We start from the raw sequence: 20061 nt of genomic DNA, 5'->3' as shown, positions 1-20061 counted from the left end.
GCTCCGGTAAGGTCGCATCCATTACAACGACTAAGATCCTCCTGGAGGCGAATCAATGACTATCCACATGAAACTACGGGTGCTACTGGCCAGCAGTATTCTGGGCTTGAGCAGCCTGAGTGGCGTACAGGCCCAGCAACCCTCCAAGCCTGAGTGTATTGCTCCAGCACAGCCAGGCGGCGGGTTTGACCTGACCTGTCGTGTGGCCGTGAACGGTTTTCTGGAAACCAAGCTGCTGGAAAATCCCATGCGCACCGTCTATATGCCCGGCGGTGTAGGGGCGGTGGCCTATAACCATATCGTGGCGCAGCGTCCGGGCGACGGCAATGCGATTGCTGCTTTCTCGGGTGGCTCCCTGCTGAATCTGGCACAGGGCAAATTTGGCAAATATTCGGTAGAGGACGTGCGCTGGCTGGCGTCGATTGGCAGTGATTATGGCGTGACCATTGTGCGTGCGGACTCGCCTTATCAGGACCTGAAATCCCTGATGGAGGCCTTCAAGGCCGACCCGACCAAGATTGTTCTGGGCGCGGGTGGTTCCGTGGGTGGGCAGGACTGGATGAAGGCTGCGCTGACAGCCCGTGCTGCAGATGTGGATTTCCGCAAAATGCGCTTTGTTGCCTTTGAGGGCGGTGGCGAGGCGATGACGGCCCTGCGCGGTGGTCATATTCAGGCCTATATGGGCGATGCAGCCGAAGCTCACACCATGCTGGAGGGTGGGGCGCCTATTCGTATTCTGGCTGTCTTTAACGACAAGCGACTGGACGGTGCACTGGCCGAGATTCCCACGGCCAAAGAGCAGGGCTTTGATATTGAGTGGCCTATTATTCGCGGCTTTTATGTGGGCCCCAAAGTCTCTGACGAACAATATCAGTGGTGGGTTCAGGCGTTCGAGCAGCTGATGAAAACGCCCGAGTTTGCTCGCATGCAAACTCAGCAGGGCCTGTTTCCCTTCAATATGAGCGGCCAGGAACTGGATGCTTACGTAAAACAACAAGTACTTCAGTATCGAGAATTGGCTGACTCGTTTGGCCTGATCAAGAAGTAAGTTTTTACGCTACTCCCGGCCAGTTTGTGCCGGGAGTGCCGCCTGTCTGCCCCGTCGTCCATGGCGGGTGAATCCGGAGATTCCAATCATGACGCTGAATGATCGCGTACTAGGCGTGGGCGCGCTGGTGCTCGCTGCCTTGATCACCGCTTTTGGCTACGACCTAGAGCCCCCATTTTCCTATGAACCTGTTGGGCCCAAGGCCTTTCCCTTATTGCTGGCCTTGATCATTGCTTTATGCGGGCTGCGCCTGACTATCAAAGGTGGTGGTACTGTGCCTGCCAACCCCAATGGAGCCAATGGCCGCATCTTGATGATGGTGGCTTATCTGGCGGCCTATGCCTGGCTGTTTCAGTGGCTGGGTTTCATCATTGCCACCACGCTGATGGCTACTTTGGTAGGCCGTCTGTTTGGCGGTAGCTGGAAGCAGGCCCTGATTGGCGGGCTGGCGATGGGAGTGGGGCTGTTTCTGCTATTTGATTTGGGCCTGGATGTGGTTCTGCCCTACGGCATCCTGGGAGAGTGGTTATGAGCTCGATTCTTGATTATTTGAGCGTAGGCTTTGGTGTTGCTTTTTCTGCCCAGAATCTGCTGGTCGCCGCGATTGGCGCTTTTATCGGCACCATTGTGGGCGTGTTGCCTGGGCTGGGGCCGATTAATGGTGTAGCCATGCTTGTGCCCATTGCCTTTGCCATGAAGCTGCCCCCGGAGTCTGCTCTGATCCTGCTGGCCGCTGTGTATGTGGGTGCGGAGTATGGTGGTCGTATTACCTCCATTCTGATCAATGTGCCCGGTGAAGCGGCAGCGGTCATGACGACGCTGGATGGTTATCCGCTGGCGCGCAAAGGTTTGGCCAGCGTGGCTTTGTCCTTGTCGGCTTTTTCCTCGTTCATCGGGTCCACCATTGCCATCTGCGGCATTGTGCTGTTGGCTCCCATGCTGGCGGGTTGGGCGGTTGCCTTTGGCCCGGCCGAGTATTTTGTGCTGATGGTGTTTGCCTTTTGTGCGCTGACCAGTTTGTTGGGGGATGAGCCAGTCAAAGGTATCCTGGCCGCCATGCTGGGCCTGTTCATTTCTACGGTGGGAGTGGACGCCAACTCGGGGGTATATCGGTACAGCTTTGATATTCCGAACCTGGCTGATGGCATTGATTTTGTTGTTGTCGTGATTGGTTTGTTTGCTGTGGCAGAGATGTTGCAGATGCTGGAAAACCTGTTGGGTGGCGTGTCGATCGAAGTACCTAAAAGCAAGCGCAAGCTCTTTAACCTGAAAGAGCTGGGCATGACCTGGTGGAGCACCGTGCGTGGTGGCGTGATGGGTTTTTTCATCGGTATCCTGCCCGGTGCCGGGGCCAGTGTGGCCTCTGCAGTAGCATACGCCAATGAGAAAAAATATATCGAAGGCAAAGATCCCAATGCCATGTTTGGCCAGGGCGATATGCGTGGCCTGGCTGCGCCAGAGGCGGCCAATAACAGTGCTGCAACCGGCTCCTTTATTCCCATGCTGACACTGGGCGTGCCAGGCTCTGGAACAACGGCGGTCATGATGGGTGCCCTGACGCTGTACAACATCACGCCGGGGCCGGTACTGTTTGAGTCGCAGCCACAGATTGTGTGGGGCTTGATCGCCTCCTTGATGGTCGCCAACGTCATGCTGTTCTTGATGAACGTGCCCATGGTGCGGGTCTTTGCCTCCATGCTGGCTATTCCTCCGCGCCTGTTGGTGCCTGGTATTTTGGCGATCAGCTATATCGGGGTCTATGCCATCAATGGCACGAGCTTTGATCTGCTGCTGGTCGTTGGTATCGGCGTTCTGGGCTACTTCCTGCGCAAGATGAACGTGCCCATGGCACCGATGGTGCTGGGAGTGGTTCTGGGCAATATGATGGAGCAGAATCTGCGTCGCGCGCTGTCCATCACGAACGGTGAAATCGGTATTCTGTTCGAGAGCAAAGTTTCAATTGCCTTGTGGATCGCGGCCGTTTTGGTTAGTGTAGGTCCGATCGTGCTGCGTCGTATTGCAGGGCGCAAGCAACTGCACGACGAGACATAAATAGGGGGACCCCACCGCTTCGGTGGGGCTTTTATCCGGAGAAAGTGCCAGGCTGCGGCCTGGCCTTGTTGTTTTTGTTATGGCTATCTGGTTTCGAATTGCCCTGGGTTTTGGGGTAGCCCTGCTTGGTGCTCTGGTGGCCAGTTGGCTAAGTATGCCTTTGCCCTGGATGTTGGGTGCCCTGATCTTGACGGCAGCTACCAAAATGGCAGGCAGTCCGGGGGCCTGCATGCCGCTGGCGCGCAACGCAGGTCAATGGGTTATTGGGACATCCCTGGGGCTGTATTTCACTCCGGCCATGGTGCATCTGATTGGCAGTAATGCTCTGTTTATAGTGATGGGCATGGTGTTTGCGCTGGTCTTGTGCTGCATAGGTACATTCATGCTGACCCGTTATGCCGGTACGGATCTGCGTACTGCCTGGTTTGCCAGTGCAGTAGGAGGAGCCAGCGAGATGACGGGGCTGGCGGAGCGTTATGGCGCACGTCCGGATCTGGTCGCCTCTGCACATGGTTTGCGGGTGCTGATGGTCGTAGTGATTATTCCCTTCGCGTTCGAGGCTTTGGGCTTTTCGGGGGAGCAGGCGGGAGCTGTCGTACGGCCTGATTTTTTGAACCTTCCTGGCCTGGCTCTGCTGGTGCTGTTAAGCAGTGTGGCCGGCTTCCTCTTTCAAATCTTGCGTTTGCCCAACCCTTGGGTGCTAGGCCCTTTGTTGGTGGTGGCCATTCTTACGTATAACGACATTATTTTGTCGGGCCTGCCGATACAAATTTCCAACTTGGGGCAGCTGTGCATTGGCTGGGCTCTGGGCGACAAGTTCGGGCCGGACTTTTTCCGTCGTGCTCCCAGGTATTTGGGGGTAGCTGCCATCAGTAACCTGATCAATCTGTGCTTGGCGTTTGCCTTCGCCTATGGCCTGTATAGGCTTTCCGATATTGCCTATCCCACGTTGGTGCTTGGCGTCAGCCCAGGCGGCATTGCAGAGATGGCGATTACCGCCAAAGTGCTGCAACTGGGAGCGCCGATGGTGACCTCCTTTCAGGTGGCGCGCATGGTTTGCGTGTTGGTGTTGACCGGACCTTTATATACCCGTCTTGCCCGCCACTTGAAACTGAGTTGAGGGCTGTTCGTATCAGCCTGATGAAAAAAGCCCGGTGTCTGACCGGGCTTTTTTTGCATCAAGAAAGGGTGGCTTGCGGCAGAGGGTTAGCGGCCTGGCGTGACTTTGCCATGCTCGCCGATCTCGGTCAGGCGCTCGCCCATCAGGGTGGCTTTCAGCATTTTTCCGGCTTGTGCCAGCTTGCCTTCGCGCACGCTCCAGTACTCCGCACTCTCAATATGCACGCACACCAGCGCCAGATCGGGGTCGGTAATACCCTCGGCAAACCAGGCTTCAGTCATGGTGTTCCAGAAGCGTTCTTTCTGGTTCATGGAGTCGACCACGCGGGCCATACCGGACACCGACACATAGGTGTCGCTTTTAGGATCGGCATAGCTGACGTTCACATGCGGATTGGCGGTCAGATTACTGACCGGGTCACTGCTGCGCGACATGAAGAACCATAGCTTGTCATGCTCATAGTCCTCTTGGGTTGACCCCATTTTTGCCTTCTGGGTTGTCATGGGCCAGGCATGAAGTTCGCCATTGGCCGCATGGGTGACGAACATCGCAAAGCGGATGTCCTTGATAATCTCTTGCAGATGTTCAAAGGAAGATTCAATTGTTTCGTTCATGGCATCTCCTTGAGAAGGTTGAAGAGTTAAGACTGCTTACTTAATCACCCCGCAAGCAAAGCGTCCGCCACCGCCGCCCAGGGGCGCGGGGTGGTCGGAGTGGTTGTCACCGCCTTCGTGAATCATCAGGGAGCGGCCCTTGATCTGATCCAAGGACTTCAGGCGTGGGGCCAGAACGGGTGTGCTGGCGGTACCGTCAGCCTGTACATACAGGGCGGGCAGGTCGCCCAAGTGGCCGTTGCCCCATGGGAAGCCGTGCTTGCCGGTTTTTGCAGGATCCAGGTGGCCGCCCGCTGCTCCGGCAGGCGTTACCTTGCCGTCTTTTTCGCTGGGGGCGCAGCTGGCGTTCTCATGCACATGGAAGCCATGTACACCGGGTTTCAGGTTTTTCAGGTCTGGCGTGAAAACCAAACCATGTTCTGTCTGACGGACGCTAACCTGGCCGATCTGTTCGCCAGCACCGCTTTCGGTAGCCATATTCATGGGAATGATGACATCGGCCAGCGAGGGGGCGGATAAAGCAAGGGTGGCGCCTGCGGTGGCCAAGACCATTGCGCATCGCGCTTTGAAGGAAGAAAAACGCATAAGGCTGATTCCTTTGCTGAAATAAAACAGAAGGTTAGATCAGCCTAGCATTGCAGCCGCGCCATACAGTTAAGAGACGTTTCTCTTTGTCAGTAAAGTCGGCTCGGAAAAGAGATCAACCGTGGGCGGTACGCTGGTGGTTCCGAACGTGTCGACAAGCTGTGTCTTGGATTCCGTCATGCTGAAAAATATTTTGACGATTAGATGCCAGTTCCAAGCCGTTGCCCTGACTTCGTGCCAAAGCGATACAGTATGAAGAAAAAGGCCAGCCGGAATCAGTCCTCTGCTTCCACCTCTTCCACGGACAGCAGTTCCTGGTGGTCGAAGTACAGATGGGAGCTGATTACGGGCGAGGATTCGTCGGCCTGCGCACTTAGTTCCAGGCAATCGCCGGACAGATAAAGATCAGTCAGCCGAGCGGGCTTGCCATTCATCCAGATTTTCCCGCTGACATCCTGATATCGCTGCTTGAGCTGCAAGCGATAGTCCGTCCCGTCCAGACCTTCCCATTCCCATTCGCCTGCCACCTGCGCGGGCACAATCCATTTGTAGATTTTGATGCCGCCTACATGCAGGATTTCGTCGGCTTCCCAGTCTCCCATATCAAAGGCGTGCGACACAATGCGCGCACCGGGTCGCAGCTCCTGCAACAAGCGCGGGCGCAGGATGGCATTGATGGTGTCCATCAAGTACAGCGTCACGATGGTGGCCTGGCTGAAGTCTGCGGTAAACAGATCCTCTTCCACAAAGTCCACCAGATACTCCACGCCGGCATGGCCGGCTTGCTCCATGGCATCGGCAACGCGCAGCGGGTCCAGTTCGACGCCTATGCTGGTGCAGTGGTATTTTTTGGCGGCCGCAATGACAATGCGCCCATCGCCACAGCCCAGGTCATACAAGACGTCCTTGCGCCCGGTTTGAGCCAGTTGCAGCATGGTGTCGATGACGCGGTCGTCGCTGGGGACGAAGGGTACGTCCAGAAAAATGTCAGGTTCCACGATGGAATGGTCGTCAAGGTCTTTAATCAGGTCTTTGAACAATAGCGGTCCTTATCAATGGTGTTGGGCGAAAATTCGTTTAAATTCGGCTAACTATAGTTTAAACCACAGCAAAGTAAGCCAAAATTCGCTTTTTGTGTGGATATGGACGATCATCAGTCTATGTCAGACTTATATGGCTCGACCTCATCCACGCCCGCCAAGTTAAAAACCCGTCTCCAGCATATACGAATCTCGCCCAGAGAATCGTTACGTATTCGTTCCTTGGCCGATCACATGCAATATGCTGACCCGTTGGGACATGCACAGTCTCTGGGCATAGGCCCGGCTGTCTGGCCCTTGTTTGGCCTGGTATGGCCGTCCAGCATTCAACTGGCGCGCAAATTGAAAAATCGTCCCATTCGGGCGGATGAAAGCATTCTGGAACTGGGCTGCGGATTGGGCCTGACCAGTCTGGTGATGCATAAACGTGGCGCGCAAATCCACGCCAGCGATTGCCATCCCATGGTGCCGCATTTCCTGAAGCTGAATCAGGCATTGAATGGCTTGTCCGATCTGCCGTATGTCCATGCCCAGTGGGGGGAGCAATCTTGCCCTGATTTATTGGCTTCTTTGGGGCTGAAACCCGCCCGGCAGCGTTATGACCTGATCGTGGGCAGTGACCTGTTGTATGAAGGGAATACGCCCGCCCAATTAGCCCAACTGGTAGACCAGCGCGCGAAGAAACAGGCCGAAGTCTGGGTGGTAGACCCGGACCGGGGGCATCGCAACAAATTTACTCAGGAAATGTCGCGCTACGGTTTTGAGCTGGTACGACAGGTCTGCTTGCGCGATCGTCCCATTTTGATGCCCGAAGGCAAGGAGGTGTCTTACAAGGGGCGCTGCTTGCAGTATCAGCGCAGTTAGAAAAAACACATCACCCCAAGTGTTTTTACCTGAGGGGCTGGAGTCGGTAAGCGCTGGCAAAAGCCCCACACAAATCGGTCCCGTGTCCGATTTGTGTGGGGCTTTTCTATATTCAAACAGGTTTGCTTGAGGCCGGCTGCTTTCTCAGGGATTCGGCGGCGCAAAAGGCGAGGGCGCTGATGGCCGTGGCGGTCGTTGCGGATAAGCCGAGGTCCCGAAGTTCGAGCCCATGCGATTGCTGCTTGTTGCCGGATTGACCAAACCCATTGCATTCGGGCCTTTCTGGATGATGGCTTCAGACCCTATTCCTGGCGCCCCGGGTGTTGGGCCTGCTTTGGGCTGCATTTGCTGGCTCAAGCAATCGTAGGACAGGGCCGCCTGTCCATCCACTACTACACTGACACAGCCGGGAGACACATCGGACGGGGGCCTTTTTGCGCCTTCAATCTGCGCGTTTTCCTGTGCCATGCTGCCTGCCTGAACCAAAAACAATAAGAAGAAAAGGAGAGGGCGCATAGGGTGGTGCCAATAAAAAGAAGTCACACCATAACGGCGTTCGGGTTCCACACACCCTAGCGCAAGCTTTCTCTTTTCTGGGTGAAGTTTTCATGACAAAGGCGGCGTATTTTGCCGCTGTCATGGGGGCAGGCACATCGCGCCGTTGGGGACGAGTCCGCTTGGTTGGCCCCCGCCGCCCAGAAAGAATTATGAAGTTTTTGTTACAAACGAAAGTTTTCGATTTCTGCTGCGTCTAGATGTCAACGAGTCGCGCGGCGTGTCGTCCCAGCAGGGGTACACCGACACAGCGCTCATCAGATTGAGGATCGGAAGCATCGTGATGCCAGCAGAAATTTCAGGGCGCAACGTCCGTTTGTCCGGGTGGAGGGGCCACCCCTTTTGTGCTGCGCCAGTGATGGCGCTGGCTTTGTTGCTGCCTCATAGTGCCTTTGCGCAGGCTCAGGGCAAGGTCAACATCAATGAATACATTGTGCGTGGCAATACCGTGCTGGATGCCCGCAGCATTGAAAAAGCGGTCTACCCCTTTTTAGGCCCCGAACGCAGCCTTGAGGATATTGAAAAAGCGCGCGACGCCTTGCAGGAAGTCTATAACGCGCAGGGCTATCAGTCGGTTTACGTGGACCTGCCCGAGCAGGCGGTGGCCGATGGCGTGGTGTTTTTCCAGGTCACGGAAACCAAGGTAGGCCGTGTGCGCGTGGTCGGTGCTGAACACTATTCGCCGCTGGCCATTCGTGACGGCGTGCCGTCCTTGCAAGAAGGTCAGGTGCCGGATTTCAGCAAGGCGCAGGCGGAACTGGCGGAGCTCAATCGCGGCGCCAGTCGTCAGGTCATGCCGATGGTGAAAGAGGGGCGTGTGCCCGGCACCATGGACGTGGATCTGCGCGTTGACGACAAAAGCCCCTGGAGTGCCAGTGTGGGCTTGAACAATGATTACAGCGCCGACACCAGCAAGCTGCGCGGCATGGTCACTCTTGGCCACGACAATCTTTGGCAAAGCGGCCATACCTTCTCCCTGACCTACTTCACAGCTCCGCGTGATATGCAGGATGCCAAGGTCTGGTCGGCGGCCTACACCATGCCTTTGTCCCCGCGCTGGAGCCTGGCGTTCTCTGGCTACAAGTCTGACAGCGACGTCTCGACTGTTGGCGGTACCAATGTGCTGGGCAAGGGCCAGTCTTACGGCATTCATGCCACCTATACCTTCCCGCAGTCCGGCTCCTGGTATCACACCGCCTCGATCGGCATGGACTACAAGGATTTTGAAGAACAAACCCGCTTTGGGGAGACCAGCGACCGCGTGCCGCTGACCTATCTGCCCTTCACGCTGGCCTATAACGGCTACCGCTACACCGAAGATTCGCAAACCAGTGTCGGCCTGACCTTGACGGGCGCCAGCCGCAGCCTGTTTGGCCTGAACAGCGAATGGGAAGAGTTCGACTACAAGCGCTGGATGGCCAGCCCCAGTTTCATGGTGTTCAAGGGCGATCTGAACCACACCGAAACTTTTGCCAAAGACTGGCAGGCCTATGGCCGAGTGGGCTTTCAGATTGGTTCAGGTGCTCTGGTTTCCAACGAACAGTTTTCGGCCGGTGGCGCGACCAGCGTGCGCGGTTATCTGGCCGCTGAGCGCAGTGCAGACGATGGCTGGATGGCCAGCGTCGAACTGCGCACCCCCTCGCTGGCCCGCTGGATTGGCCCCTCGGTTAACGAGTGGCGCTTCTACGCCTTCAGCGACGTTGCGCGTTTGCGCTTGCGTGACCCCTTGCCTGAGCAGGAGTCCAGCTTTCATCTGGCCAGTGTGGGCATCGGTACGCGTCTGCAAATGTTTGACTGGCTGTCCCTGCATGCCGACTGGGCTTATCCCCTGACGCAAGGCGTCAACACCGAACGACACGATCCGCGTGTGCACTTCAGCCTGCGCGCCTCCTTCTGACCCCCTTAGCCAGAACAATCTGCCTGATTTTGTTCCCGGAGTAATTCGATCATGAAACGCCTTCTTCTTTTGATGCTTGCCATGATGGTGGGCTGGCTGCCCGCCGTGGCGCAGGCCTGGTGGCAGCCTGACTGGCAGTACCGCAAGCAAATCTCTGTTGATACTACGCCTGAAGGCGCGGCCATCAGCGAAAACGTAGGTCGCACCCCCTTGCTGGTGCGTCTGCATACTGGCAATTTTTCCTTTGATGGCACCAATGAAAATGGCTCGGACCTGCGCTTTGTGTCCGGTGATGATCAGACCGTGCTGAACCACCAGATCGAGAGCTTTGACCCCTTGATGGGCATGGCGCTGATCTGGGTGGATATTCCTGAGGTGATGGCCAGCCAGAAGCAGGATATCTGGATGTACTACGGCAACGAGAAAGCCCCGGTGGCTTCCAATGGCCAGATTACCTTCGATCCCAACTACACCCTGGTCTATCATTTTGATGGCGCTGCTGGTGCACCTTCGCGTGACAGTACGGCGTACACCAACCACGCTCAAACAGCCCCAGCGGGCGTGATTGACGGCGTGTCCGGACGTGCCGCCCAGTTTGTGGGTACAGCGCCCTTGATGCTGCCTGCCAGTCCTTCCCTGGCCGTGCCAGCAACCGGTGCTTTTTCGTTCAGCGCCTGGGTGCGTGCAGATCAGCCCCAAGGCCAGCAATTGGTCTATGCCCGTCGTGATGGTGCCAACAGCTTTCTGATCGGTCTGGACCAGGGCGTGCCCTTTGTTGAGATCAATGGCCAACGCAGTCCTGCCGGTGCCCCCTTGTCGCCCAGCACCTGGCAGCACCTGGCCGTGACAGCCGATGGCAGCCAAGTGATTCTGTACGTCCAGGGCCGTGCCACGGCTTCCCTGAATGCCAGCCTGCCACCACTGAACACGGTTGCCGCTTTGGGTGGTGATGTCCCCGGCACCTTGCTGGCCGCGCCTGCTCCTGTGGCGGCTGAAGTAGTTGGCGCTGAAGGTGCCACGCCCGGTGCAACTGCCTCTGCCGGTGCCGAGGCCACAGCGCCTGTCACCGCTCCAGTCGCTAACTATGCGCCCTTTGTTGGCGCGATCGACGAGCTGCGCTTGTCCAAAACTGCCCGACCTGCTGCCCTGATTTACGCCGATGCACTGGCACAAGGAGCCGAGTCTCGCCTGATTGTGTACGGTGCGGATGAAGAGCAGTCCGGCTTCGGTTTCGGTGCTCTGGGCTTTCTGCTGAAAGCCGTCCCGATGGACGCCTGGATTGTGATCGCCGTGCTGGTCTTCATGATGTTCCAGTCCTGGGTCATCATGTACCGCAAGAGCCGTCAGGTGGGCCGTGTGCAAGAAGCCAACCGTCAGTTCCGTGCTGCATTTGGTGAGTCCGGCGGCAAGCTGGATGCGGTACAGACCGACGCCAAGGCCGAACAGAACTTTGCCCATTCCTCTTTGTGGCGTCTGTACCGCATGGGGGTGAAAGAGCTGCACAACCGTCAGGCCCAGGGCATGAAGGCCTTGTCTCCCAACACCATCGAAGCCATCCGCGCTTCCATGGACGGTGTTCGCACACAAGAAAATCAGGCACTGGGTGCACGTCTGGGCATTTTGTCCAACGCGATTGCCGGTGGCCCTTACATCGGTCTGCTTGGCACGGTGTTGGGGATCATGGTGGTGTTCCTGGGAACCGCGATGGCGGGTGATGTGAACATCAATGCAATTGCTCCCGGTATGGCTGCTGCCTTGCTGGCGACTGCAATGGGTCTGTTCGTCGCGATTCCGGCCCTGTTTGGCTACAACCGCCTGATTGGCCGCAATAAAGATGTCAGCGCGGATATGCGTGTGTTTGTGGACGAGTTTGTGACTCGCCTGGCTGAAATTCATGGCCAGAACAGTGCGCCCGGCAAAACCAAACACGACAAGCATGAGGCGGCATTGGCTCAAGGCGCTGACCTTGATCTGGCCAATACCCAGGCTGCTGGCTCGGCATAAGGAACGGACATGGCAGCCCTACGAGACGACGATGATGACGGCGCAGCCGTTGACGGCATCAACATTACCCCGCTGGTTGATGTGCTGATGGTGGTGCTGGTCATGTTCATCCTGACCGCCACCGCACAAATTTCCGGCATTCAGGTGAATTTGCCCAAGGCCAGTTCCACCGTGTCCCTGGTTCAACCCAAAACCAAAGCCATCTCCGTGAACGAAGCGGGCCAGGTGTTTCTGGATGCCTATCCGGTGACCCTGCCCGAGCTGGAAGACCGCTTGCGTACCGAGAAAGCCCTGAACCCGGATTTCCCGGTCATTGTGCGCGGCGACAGCATTGTGCAGTACCAGAAAGTGGTGGAAGTGCTGGATGTGTTGCGGCGCTTGGAACTGTCCCAGGTCGGTCTGGTGACCGGCAAACCTCAGTAAGTTAATTGGTGTTCTAACGATGTTGCCAAACTCATCCAAACCGCAAGCCAACCAACGCGCACGCTGGCGTCGGCTGGCCATCAGGGGGCTGGTTGTGGTGCTGGTGGCGCTGCTGGGCTGGTGGGTCTGGAAATGGGCCAACGACATGGCAGGGATCAAGCGCCAGGTGCCCAAAGAGCCCATGTTGATTCCTTTGCCGCCACCGCCTCCTCCGCCGCCCGAACCCGAGCCGCCACCGGAGCCTGAAGAGCCCAAAGAAGAGGAAGTGGTCGAGCCGGAGCCTGAACCCGAGCCTACGCCGGTTGAAGAGCCCCAACCGCAGGATGAAGCGCCACCTACGCCATCGGACGATTTGTCAGACCCGATGCAGATGGACAGCGACGCCCAGGCCGGTACTGACAGTTTCAACATCAGTGCCGGACAGGGACGAGGCATGGGCGGCAGTGGCGGTGGCCGTGCAGGCAATGCCACCTATAGCCAGTACCTGGCCTATGCGCTGCAAAAAATCCTGCGTGAGGACAGCCGCACCCGCAACTTGGTCTACCGCGTTCAGGTGCAGTTGTGGTTGACCGAAGACGGGTCCATTACCCGTGTCGCCCTGGCGCAGTCCTCGGGCGATACCGAGATTGATGAGGCCTTGGTAGCTGCCTTGCGTGAAGTCGGGCGCTTGAGCGAGCGGCCACCGGCGTCGGTAAGCATGCCTATCCGAGCCCAGGTAACGGGTCGTAGGCCCAGTTGATTGTCTGCCTTTTTTGACCGAATGATTTGGAGTGCGCTTTTCATGAAAACCCATCCTAGTCGGCTGGCTTGCGCGGTGGCGCTGGCCTTGACCTGCACCGCTGGCCCTGTGCTGGCTCAGGCGCCATCCCAGAACGCCACCGTTAACCTGATTCGTCTGCTGGTGCAGCAAGGCGTCTTGCCCCAGGCTCAGGCCGATGCCCTGGTGGCTCAGGCCGAGGCGGAAGCGGCCCAGGCTCGTAAAGCCGATATTGGTGCAGCAGGTGCCGCCCAGGCCCGGCCAGGTGATGTGCGTGTCACGTACATCCCGGAGACGGTGCGTGAGCAGATCCGCGAAGAAGTGAAGAATGAAGTGATGTCGCAAGCCAAGGCCGAGAACTGGGCCCAGCCCAACACCTTCCCGGACTGGGTGTCGCGCATCACGGTTGAAGGCGATGTACGCGTGCGTAACGAGTCGCGCCTGATGGATGGCGCGAACAGTAACGAGTTGATCAACTTTGCGAAGTGGAACGACAACGGCCCCATTCCTACCGTGGTCGAAAACAAGCCCTATGGTTTGAAGATTCCTTATCTGAACAGTCGCCAGGACCGCCGCAACCTGTGGCGTATCCGTGCTCGTCTGGGTGTGAAAGCGACGCTGTCCGAGCGTTGGGAGGCCGGTATCCGCCTGGCTACGGGCAGCGATGACAATCCGGTGTCCACTTCCGATACGTTGGGCAACGGCATGGGCAAGAAGCACCTGTGGCTGGATCAGGCCTACTTGTCTTACCGTCCTGCCGATTGGGCCACCATTGTGGCGGGCCGTGCCTCCAGCCCCTTTGATTCCACGGATCTGCTGTGGTCGTCTGACTTGAATGTCGATGGGATTTCTGCTGCCTTCAAGCACGCGATGTCGGATCGTCCAGTGACCGTCTTTGGCAATCTGGGTGCTTACGCGCTGGAGTACGCCAACACGCCATGGGATCGCAACAGCCTGTCCGAAGGCTCCAGCGAAAACAAGTGGCTGCTGGGTGCGCAGATCGGTGCTGAATGGAAGATCAACCAGCGCAACAATCTGCGCGGCAGCGTAGCGTACTACCACTTTGACAATATCGCCGGCCAGCGCTCCAGCGCGTGTACTTTGTACTCGTCCAGCGATGTGTGTGACACAGACTGGTCGCGTCCGGCCTTCATGCAAAAGGGCAATACCGTCTTCCTCTTGCGTGACATCCGTCAGTGGTCGGCAGATCCCAAGAACTGGAACGAATGGCAATACGTGGGCCTGGCCTCCAAGTTCAACTTGCTGGACGTGAACATGCGCTGGGATACCGAAGTCATGAATGGCTTGAACCTGCGTTTGGCCGGTAATTACGTGCGTAACCTGGCTTACGACAGCAACAAGATGGCGGATCGTGCCGGTGGTTTGTACAACATTGCCTCCAACGGTACTTACGATGCCTCCGGTAACCCGACCGGTATCGAAAGCGGCGGCAATGCCTGGATGGTTCAAGCGACCTTGGGCAGCAGCCTGGGCTTGAAGGACAAGGGCGATTGGCTGGCTTTTGCGGGCTACAAGTACATCGAACCGGATGCCATGCCCGATGGCTATAACGATTCTTCCTTCCACTTGGGTGGCACCAATGCACGTGGCTACTTCCTGGGTGCAGGTTATGCCTTCGAGAAAAACGTAACCGGCCATCTGCGCTGGAGCAGCTCCAAGGAAGTCTATGGCGCACCGCTGTCTATCGACATCATCCAGCTTGAACTTAACGCCAGGTTCTAAGCCATGAAGATATTGAACTCATCCTGGAAGCCGTGTGTGCAGCCAAGTGGGCGCAAGCCTTTTCTCATGACGCTGGGCGCGCTGCTGCTGGCGGGCCTGGGCCAATGGGCTGGCCCAGCCATGGCACAAAAATCGGATATGGAGGAGCGGCTGCGCACGCAGTTGCGCTCCAGCACGCAGCAATTGCAGCAGTTGCAAAGCCAGCAAGCGCAGTTGACGGCCGCTAAGACGGCTGCAGAAACCGAACGTGATGCGGCCCGCAAGGAGGTCGAGCAACTGAAGGCCCGTTTGGACAAGGCCAGCAAGCAGGCGCAAAGCTTGCAAGACGAGCAGGAGGGCATCAAGACCTCTGCGCGTCAGCAAGTGGCGGCAGCGCAATCGCAATTAGGCCGTGCGCGTAACGAGTTTGAAACCTTGCAGGTGCAAGCTCGTGCCACTGAAACGCAGCGTGCCAGCCTGGCGTCCAGTCTGGCCCAGCGCGAAGAGGAACTGGGACTGTGCACGGCAAAAAACAAGGAATTGTATGCAGCCGGGAAAGAAATCCTGGCGGCGTATGAGCAGTTCAGCACGGGCGACTTGCTCAAGATCCGACAACCGCTGGCCGGCTCTGCACGCGTGAAGTTCGACGAGCACGCGCAGGCGCTGGGCGACAAGCTTTACGACGGCCTGTACACGCCCGGTGCCACGTCGTCGGAACAGCCGCCTGTCGCGCCCTGAGCCTTATTGATTGATACCCACAAGGAATATGTATGACTGACTCCCAAACCATCCAATCCGTCTCCTTGAAGCAATTGCAGGAGTTGTTGCAACAGATGGGCTATCGCGTGACCGAGTCCGAGCAGGCTGGGAATCGCCAGCTTTTGTCGGCTTCGCAAGGCATTGGTTTTGCGCTGCGCCTGGGTAATCCTGCGCATGAGGCGGACCAGGCACTGGATTACACCTTGAGCTGCGCTTTGCGCGTTCAAGGCGAGATGCCTGCCGGTATCGAATCGGCCTGGAATATTGGCAAGCGTTTTGCTCGCTTGGCGGTACAAGGCGAGTTTCTGGTGCTGGAAATGGACGTGATCGTGGCCGGTGGCGTTGCACCAAGCTACCTGCAAGCTACCGCTGAGCTGTGGGACCGCTTGTTGCAGGAATTCCTGCTGTTTTTGCGTCAGCATGCGGCGGCCAATAATGAAGCCCAGAGTGCCGACAAGGGTGAAGCGGTTACTGTTCAGCCAGAAGTAGCCCAAGAGACTACTGCGCCTGTCGACGCTGAACAAACTGAAGCGGCACAAGCTTGAATCAGGTGAGCACGATGACACACCCCAAATTTCTGCTGCAAAGTGTGCTGGCTCTGAGCCTGTCGGCCCTGTTGGTGGGTTGTGGGAAAAATGGCGATGCTCAAGCCCAGCAGCCGCAAGCTGCCGGGCAACAAAGCAGCGCTCCGGCATCGACGGCAAAAAGCAGTGCTGCGACGCCGGCGGTCGCCACGCTGGGACAGGTGGTGGTCAGCCAGGACGAGCTACAGCAGTTCCTGCAGGTTTTGCCCGCAGCCCAGCGTGAAGCCATGCGTAATGATCGCGTGGTGCTGGAGCAGTGGCTACGCAGCCGCCTGGCCGAGAAAGCCGTGGTAGAGCAGGCCAAGGCTCAGGAATGGGACAAGAAGGCCGAGATACGCAGTGCCATTGAAGAAGCGCAGAATCAGGTGATCCTGCGCAGCTATCTGCAATCCGTGTCTGAACCTGCAGCGGATTACCCGTCCGAGCAGGATCTGCAAACGGCTTATCAGGCCAATCAGGATCAGTTCCAGTTGCCGGCCATGTATCGCTTGAGCCAGATCTTTTTAAGCGTGCCGGACAAGGACGAACAGGCTTTGGCGCAAGCGAAGAAACGGGCCGATGCCTGGGTCAAGCAAATGCGCGAAGGCAAGGCGGATTTTGCGGCGCTGGCCAAAGAGCATTCGGACGAGAAAATCAGTGCCGAGCGGGGTGGCGACAATGGCTTTTTACCGATGAGCCAGCTAGTGCCTGCCATGCGTGCCACGGTTGCCAAGCTGGAACCGGGCCAGCTGAGTGATCCGATTGTGCAGGCCGATGGTGTGCATATTCTGCAATTGACTGATCTGCGCCCGGCCAGCGTGCGTTCGCTGGAGGAAGTGAAGCCGGCGCTACGCGATGCCTTGCGTCGTCAGCGACAGCAGGAAGCAACGCAGGCCTATGTGGCTGGCATGCTGGATGCCGATACGGTAAGCGTGGATGGCAAGGTGTTGAGTCAGTTGTTGCAGCAGACCCCATAGTCTTGAACCCTGGGGGTGATGCTGGCTGTTTGTACCGGGAAAAATGTTGCAGGCAGCAGGCAGCAGGCAGCAGGCAGCAGGCAGCAGGCAGCAGGCAGCAGGCAGCAGGCAGCAGGCAGCAGGCCCAGGGGCAGGGCGGGTGAAGGAGAATGGCATGCGATTGTGGCGGATCAGCAGTACGCATTGGGAAAAGCAGCATGAAGCCACGCCGTGGTTCAGTGCCAAAACTTCTTCCATCGCCATCTACCATGCCTCCCCTCTGGCGGCAGTGTGCGCGTATTTATTGCGCCACTGCCTGCCTCATCCAGACCTGATCCCCAGCCACCAGGCCCTGCACTCAGTCGGTGTCAGCCAGAATTTGATACGCCGTGCGCAGGTCTCGCGCCACTGGCATTTCAACCTGAAAGAAACGCGCGACCTGACCTTGCGCTGGCGCTTGCTGGCCGACCGGCCTGTGCTGTGTGTGCCCGCCTTGAACGGGGCGAATCAATATTTGATTGATACCCGCTCGCCGCTGTTTTCCCTGATTCATCTTTATCGCCAGGATGCTCAGGCGCTGGAGCGCAGCCTGGAACAGATGCGTGAACACCTGCAGGGCGCTACGCCCTGGCTGGTGCTGCGCTAAGGTGGCTTGGCACGTAAAGCGGGCGGGAACTGTCACTATGTTGTCATTGGGGACTTCTACAATCGCCTCGCCTCACCCCTTTTCGTTTCACTGTCCGACGCCGCGGCTAGACCTATTAACGTGCGCATGACCATGACTCAGGTGGCGATCAGTGTGGCGGTGTTACTCGGCGCTTTCTTGTTATTTGCCTGTGCAAGTCTCGCAGTTGCCCGGTCTGATGCTGACACCCTGCTAAATTCTTCCGAACGTTTGTCTTTCGACATTGCGGCTCAGCCTTTGGCTCAGGCCTTGAAAGCGTATGGTCAACGTTCTGATCTCTCTGTGCTGCTGGACGGTGCCGATCCGCAGCGACCCATGCCAGCTGTGCGCGGCGAAATGACGCGCAAGCAAGCCCTGTCCTCCTTGCTGCATGGTTCGGGCTTGCAAGCCTATTACGTGGATAACCGCTCTATTGTGATCCGCTTGCCCGATAGCAGGCCGGGCAAAGCGGCCACCGGCCAGCGCCCCTTGAATCTGAATCACATCTCGGGCGTGCGTGATGGTGCCCATGATTACAGTGCCTATGTCACCCGAGTCCAGCAGACCGTGCGTAATGCCTTGTGCCTATCGTCTCAGACCCGTCCCGGCGCGTACCGGCTGGCCATGCAGCTGTGGCTGAACCCACAGGGGCAAGTGGAGCGCGTGCACCTGTTGGGCTCGACCGGGCAGGCCAGCCGCGATCAGGCGATCAGTCAGGTGCTGGACTCACTGGCAATGGGCGTGGCCCCGGATGCCAGTCTGCCGCAACCCTTGGTCCTGTTGCTGGCTCCCGTTTCGGGCCATGTGCGTGACGACTGCCCTGTGCAGGCCGGGAAGTAGATCATGTCCGAAGCTCTGCGTAGTCGTTTGCGCCAAAGTCTGATTGCCCGTTACACGCATTTGCGTCGGCGGCTGGAGCGCACGATAGGTTCGCGTGAAGATGCGGCGGATGCCTTGCAGGAAACCTGGATACGGATAGGGGGAGTAGGCAACGGAGTATCGGTGAACAATGACGAAGCCTACTTGCTGCGCATGGCCACCCATATCGCCATTGATTCCTACAAACAGCGCAACAGCTTGCTGACTGCCATGGATCTGGACGCCTTGAGCCATATTGCCGATGACACCTACGATACCCAGCGTTGTGCCTGGGCGCGCATCACGACGGCGCAATTGCTGGCTGTGCTGCAGGACATGCCGATTCGTCAGCGCACGATTTTGATGGCTTCGCGGGTGGATGGTCTGACCTATGCCCAGATCGCCAAACAGTACAATATTTCGGTTTCCCTGGTGAACAAGGAAATGATGCGCGCGTTGGACTATTTGCGACTGCGTTGCGCGGAACAATTCAATGATGCTGTGGGTGTCAGCGTCTCCGACAGCCTTACCGACGCTTAAGTTTTGCCCCATGAGTCCTTCTTCCTCCTTCCCGTCTGACGCCGTGCGTACCCAAGCCAATCAATGGTGGGTGCGGCTGCATTCGGGCAGTGCCCGGCAGTCCGATGCGCAGAGCTTTCAGCAATGGCTGGAGCAAAGTCCCGAACATCGTGTGGCCTGGCAGGAGCTGACGGTAACGATGGACACGGTAACGCCGGGTTTGCAGGCCGCCAGAGACTTGTTGCCGGAATGGAAAGCTCCCGCTGCCCCACCTGTATTTACGGCCCGGCGCGCCTTCATGGGGGGAGCTTTTGCAGTCTCGGCCCTGGCGGTGGTGGGAGTGGTACATCCGCCCTGGGGCTTGTGGCCATCGTTCACGGAACTGACAGCGGATTTTCGAACAGGGGTGGGCGAGCAGCGTGAGATTCAACTGGGGCAGGCCGTTGCCATTCAGATGAACACGCAAACTTGCATCAACCGTCGTGATACTGCCCAGGGGGCAGGCATTGAGCTTGTTGAAGGTGAAGTCGAAATCCGGGTGCTGGATGGAGCGGCCAGCCACCTCCACGTTCAGGCTGGGCCAGGGCGCATGCAAGCGCAACAGGCGCAGTTCAACGTGCGCTACACGGGGAAGAACGTAACGGTGACGTGCCTGCAAGGGCAGGTCCAGGTGCAGGCGAATCAAACCGTCACTTTGCAGGCGGGCCAGCAAACGGTTTACGACTATGAGCGCATCCACGCGGTGCAGCGCCCTAACCTGGACCAGGTCAGTTCCTGGCGACGTGGTTATCTGGCTTTTGAAGGTCAGCCTCTGGCCGATGTAGTGGAAGAATTGAACCGCTATCGGCCCGGAAAAATCGTGATTTACAGCGATAGTTTGAAGAGCCGCCCGGTGTACTTGAGCTTGTCCATCAGCGATATGGATTTGGCCCTGGATATGCTGCGCGCCATGTCCGGCATACGGGTGCAAGAGTTGGCGGGTGGTATTGCTCTGGTAAGGCAGGCGTAGTTACATAAAGTAACAAAATAGGCATGATTGATTTCTCGCCAGAACCAGTCTT

21 protein-coding genes are annotated in these 20061 nt (G+C 57.7%); 17 read left to right on the top strand and 4 right to left on the bottom strand.

Features of this window, described 5'->3' with window-relative positions; genetic code table 11:
* Positions 1-55: 55 nt before the first annotated feature.
* From N879_RS15000 to N879_RS14985, 4 genes are all read left to right on the top strand, one after another.
* Positions 56-1048 (top strand): Bug family tripartite tricarboxylate transporter substrate binding protein, encoded by a 993-nt coding sequence (locus tag N879_RS15000; protein WP_021447208.1) that lies wholly within the window; start codon positions 56-58, stop codon positions 1046-1048.
* Positions 1049-1142: 94 nt separating this feature from the next.
* Positions 1143-1580, top strand: coding sequence for a tripartite tricarboxylate transporter TctB family protein (locus N879_RS14995; protein ID WP_031232925.1), 438 nt, complete (start codon positions 1143-1145; stop codon positions 1578-1580).
* Entirely contained in the window at positions 1577-3100 is a 1524-nt protein-coding gene (locus N879_RS14990; RefSeq protein WP_009463441.1) for a tripartite tricarboxylate transporter permease, read from the top strand. Before N879_RS14995 ends, N879_RS14990 begins: the two co-directional genes overlap by 4 nt.
* 79 nt (positions 3101-3179) lie before the next feature.
* Positions 3180-4220, top strand: a complete 1041-nt coding sequence (locus tag N879_RS14985) for an AbrB family transcriptional regulator (protein WP_021447207.1) — start codon at positions 3180-3182, stop codon at positions 4218-4220.
* A gap of 86 nt (positions 4221-4306) precedes the next feature.
* On the opposite strand, the gene N879_RS14980 is transcribed toward N879_RS14985, so the two are convergent.
* The 3 genes from N879_RS14980 to N879_RS14970 all read right to left on the bottom strand — a co-directional run bounded on the left by N879_RS14980 (position 4307) and on the right by N879_RS14970 (position 6459).
* Positions 4307-4834 carry a pyridoxamine 5'-phosphate oxidase family protein gene (locus N879_RS14980; protein ID WP_009463439.1) on the bottom strand — a complete coding sequence of 176 codons (528 nt, stop codon included), beginning with the start codon at positions 4832-4834 and terminating at the stop codon, positions 4307-4309.
* Between the two features lie 36 nt (positions 4835-4870).
* The gene (sodC, locus tag N879_RS14975) at positions 4871-5419 is read right to left on the bottom strand and encodes a superoxide dismutase family protein (protein ID WP_009463437.1); all 549 of its coding nucleotides are present in this window, start codon (positions 5417-5419) and stop codon (positions 4871-4873) included.
* A 275-nt stretch (positions 5420-5694) separates the two neighbouring features.
* Entirely contained in the window at positions 5695-6459 is a 765-nt protein-coding gene (locus N879_RS14970; protein WP_009463435.1) for a class I SAM-dependent methyltransferase, read from the bottom strand.
* 120 nt (positions 6460-6579) lie between these two features.
* On the opposite strand from N879_RS14970, the gene N879_RS14965 reads away from it, so the two are divergent.
* Positions 6580-7323, top strand: coding sequence for a class I SAM-dependent methyltransferase (locus N879_RS14965; protein ID WP_051316297.1), 744 nt, complete (start codon positions 6580-6582; stop codon positions 7321-7323).
* Positions 7324-7467: 144 nt separating this feature from the next.
* On the opposite strand, the gene N879_RS20480 is transcribed toward N879_RS14965, so the two are convergent.
* Positions 7468-7791, bottom strand: coding sequence for a hypothetical protein (locus N879_RS20480; RefSeq protein WP_128831723.1), 324 nt, complete (start codon positions 7789-7791; stop codon positions 7468-7470).
* 445 nt (positions 7792-8236) lie between these two features.
* Between N879_RS20480 and N879_RS14960 the strand changes: the two genes are divergently transcribed.
* The 12 genes from N879_RS14960 (at position 8237) to N879_RS14905 (ending at position 20009) form a co-directional block, all read left to right on the top strand.
* Positions 8237-9775, top strand: coding sequence for a ShlB/FhaC/HecB family hemolysin secretion/activation protein (locus tag N879_RS14960; protein WP_021447205.1), 1539 nt, complete (start codon positions 8237-8239; stop codon positions 9773-9775).
* A 51-nt stretch (positions 9776-9826) separates the two neighbouring features.
* The gene (locus N879_RS14955) at positions 9827-11779 is read left to right on the top strand and encodes a DUF2341 domain-containing protein (protein ID WP_031232919.1); all 1953 of its coding nucleotides are present in this window, start codon (positions 9827-9829) and stop codon (positions 11777-11779) included.
* A gap of 9 nt (positions 11780-11788) precedes the next feature.
* Positions 11789-12202, top strand: coding sequence for an ExbD/TolR family protein (locus tag N879_RS14950; protein ID WP_009461843.1), 414 nt, complete (start codon positions 11789-11791; stop codon positions 12200-12202).
* Positions 12203-12221: 19 nt separating this feature from the next.
* A complete protein-coding gene (locus N879_RS14945) occupies positions 12222-12941 on the top strand; it encodes a TonB family protein (RefSeq protein ID WP_021447204.1) in 720 nt (239 codons plus the stop codon).
* Between the two features lie 42 nt (positions 12942-12983).
* On the top strand, positions 12984-14702 hold the full coding sequence (locus N879_RS14940) for a putative porin (protein WP_009461847.1): 1719 nt from the start codon (positions 12984-12986) through the stop codon (positions 14700-14702).
* 66 nt (positions 14703-14768) lie between these two features.
* A complete protein-coding gene (locus tag N879_RS14935; RefSeq protein WP_021447203.1) occupies positions 14769-15419 on the top strand; it encodes a hypothetical protein in 651 nt (216 codons plus the stop codon).
* A gap of 32 nt (positions 15420-15451) precedes the next feature.
* Positions 15452-15985, top strand: a complete 534-nt coding sequence (locus N879_RS14930; protein ID WP_021447202.1) for a YbjN domain-containing protein — start codon at positions 15452-15454, stop codon at positions 15983-15985.
* A gap of 14 nt (positions 15986-15999) precedes the next feature.
* A complete protein-coding gene (locus N879_RS14925; protein WP_009461853.1) occupies positions 16000-16980 on the top strand; it encodes a peptidylprolyl isomerase in 981 nt (326 codons plus the stop codon).
* A 154-nt stretch (positions 16981-17134) separates the two neighbouring features.
* Positions 17135-17605, top strand: a complete 471-nt coding sequence (locus tag N879_RS14920) for a hypothetical protein (RefSeq protein ID WP_021447201.1) — start codon at positions 17135-17137, stop codon at positions 17603-17605.
* A 126-nt stretch (positions 17606-17731) separates the two neighbouring features.
* Positions 17732-18463: an STN domain-containing protein gene (locus N879_RS14915; protein ID WP_009461857.1), complete on the top strand. Its 732-nt coding sequence runs from the start codon at positions 17732-17734 to the stop codon at positions 18461-18463.
* A 3-nt stretch (positions 18464-18466) separates the two neighbouring features.
* The gene (locus tag N879_RS14910) at positions 18467-19021 is read left to right on the top strand and encodes an RNA polymerase sigma factor (RefSeq protein WP_009461859.1); all 555 of its coding nucleotides are present in this window, start codon (positions 18467-18469) and stop codon (positions 19019-19021) included.
* A 10-nt stretch (positions 19022-19031) separates the two neighbouring features.
* Positions 19032-20009, top strand: coding sequence for a FecR family protein (locus N879_RS14905; protein WP_009461861.1), 978 nt, complete (start codon positions 19032-19034; stop codon positions 20007-20009).
* The last annotated feature ends 52 nt before the right edge of the window (positions 20010-20061 follow it).

The sequence above is a fragment of the Alcaligenes sp. EGD-AK7 genome, assembly GCF_000465875.3.
Classification (GTDB): domain Bacteria; phylum Pseudomonadota; class Gammaproteobacteria; order Burkholderiales; family Burkholderiaceae_B; genus Alcaligenes; species Alcaligenes phenolicus.
Note: the sequence above shows the minus strand (reverse complement) of the source record. Positions and strands in the feature narration are given on the sequence as shown.

Bases quoted from the DNA above. Each gene is read 5' to 3' on its own strand.
- N879_RS15000 (WP_021447208.1), top strand. From the start codon at position 56: ATGACTATCCACATGAAACTACGGGTGCTACTGGCCAGCAGTATTCTG.
- N879_RS14990 (WP_009463441.1), top strand. From the start codon at position 1,577: ATGAGCTCGATTCTTGATTATTTGAGCGTAGGCTTTGGTGTTGCTTTT.
- N879_RS14985 (WP_021447207.1), top strand. From the start codon at position 3,180: ATGGCTATCTGGTTTCGAATTGCCCTGGGTTTTGGGGTAGCCCTGCTT.
- N879_RS14980 (WP_009463439.1), bottom strand. From the start codon at position 4,834: ATGAACGAAACAATTGAATCTTCCTTTGAACATCTGCAAGAGATTATC.
- sodC (WP_009463437.1), bottom strand. From the start codon at position 5,419: ATGCGTTTTTCTTCCTTCAAAGCGCGATGCGCAATGGTCTTGGCCACC.
- N879_RS14965 (WP_051316297.1), top strand. From the start codon at position 6,580: ATGTCAGACTTATATGGCTCGACCTCATCCACGCCCGCCAAGTTAAAA.
- N879_RS20480 (WP_128831723.1), bottom strand. From the start codon at position 7,791: ATGGCACAGGAAAACGCGCAGATTGAAGGCGCAAAAAGGCCCCCGTCC.
- N879_RS14960 (WP_021447205.1), top strand. From the start codon at position 8,237: ATGGCGCTGGCTTTGTTGCTGCCTCATAGTGCCTTTGCGCAGGCTCAG.
- N879_RS14955 (WP_031232919.1), top strand. From the start codon at position 9,827: ATGAAACGCCTTCTTCTTTTGATGCTTGCCATGATGGTGGGCTGGCTG.
- N879_RS14950 (WP_009461843.1), top strand. From the start codon at position 11,789: ATGGCAGCCCTACGAGACGACGATGATGACGGCGCAGCCGTTGACGGC.
- N879_RS14945 (WP_021447204.1), top strand. From the start codon at position 12,222: ATGTTGCCAAACTCATCCAAACCGCAAGCCAACCAACGCGCACGCTGG.
- N879_RS14940 (WP_009461847.1), top strand. From the start codon at position 12,984: ATGAAAACCCATCCTAGTCGGCTGGCTTGCGCGGTGGCGCTGGCCTTG.
- N879_RS14935 (WP_021447203.1), top strand. From the start codon at position 14,769: ATGACGCTGGGCGCGCTGCTGCTGGCGGGCCTGGGCCAATGGGCTGGC.
- N879_RS14930 (WP_021447202.1), top strand. From the start codon at position 15,452: ATGACTGACTCCCAAACCATCCAATCCGTCTCCTTGAAGCAATTGCAG.
- N879_RS14925 (WP_009461853.1), top strand. From the start codon at position 16,000: ATGACACACCCCAAATTTCTGCTGCAAAGTGTGCTGGCTCTGAGCCTG.
- N879_RS14920 (WP_021447201.1), top strand. From the start codon at position 17,135: ATGCGATTGTGGCGGATCAGCAGTACGCATTGGGAAAAGCAGCATGAA.
- N879_RS14915 (WP_009461857.1), top strand. From the start codon at position 17,732: ATGACCATGACTCAGGTGGCGATCAGTGTGGCGGTGTTACTCGGCGCT.
- N879_RS14910 (WP_009461859.1), top strand. From the start codon at position 18,467: ATGTCCGAAGCTCTGCGTAGTCGTTTGCGCCAAAGTCTGATTGCCCGT.
- N879_RS14905 (WP_009461861.1), top strand. From the start codon at position 19,032: ATGAGTCCTTCTTCCTCCTTCCCGTCTGACGCCGTGCGTACCCAAGCC.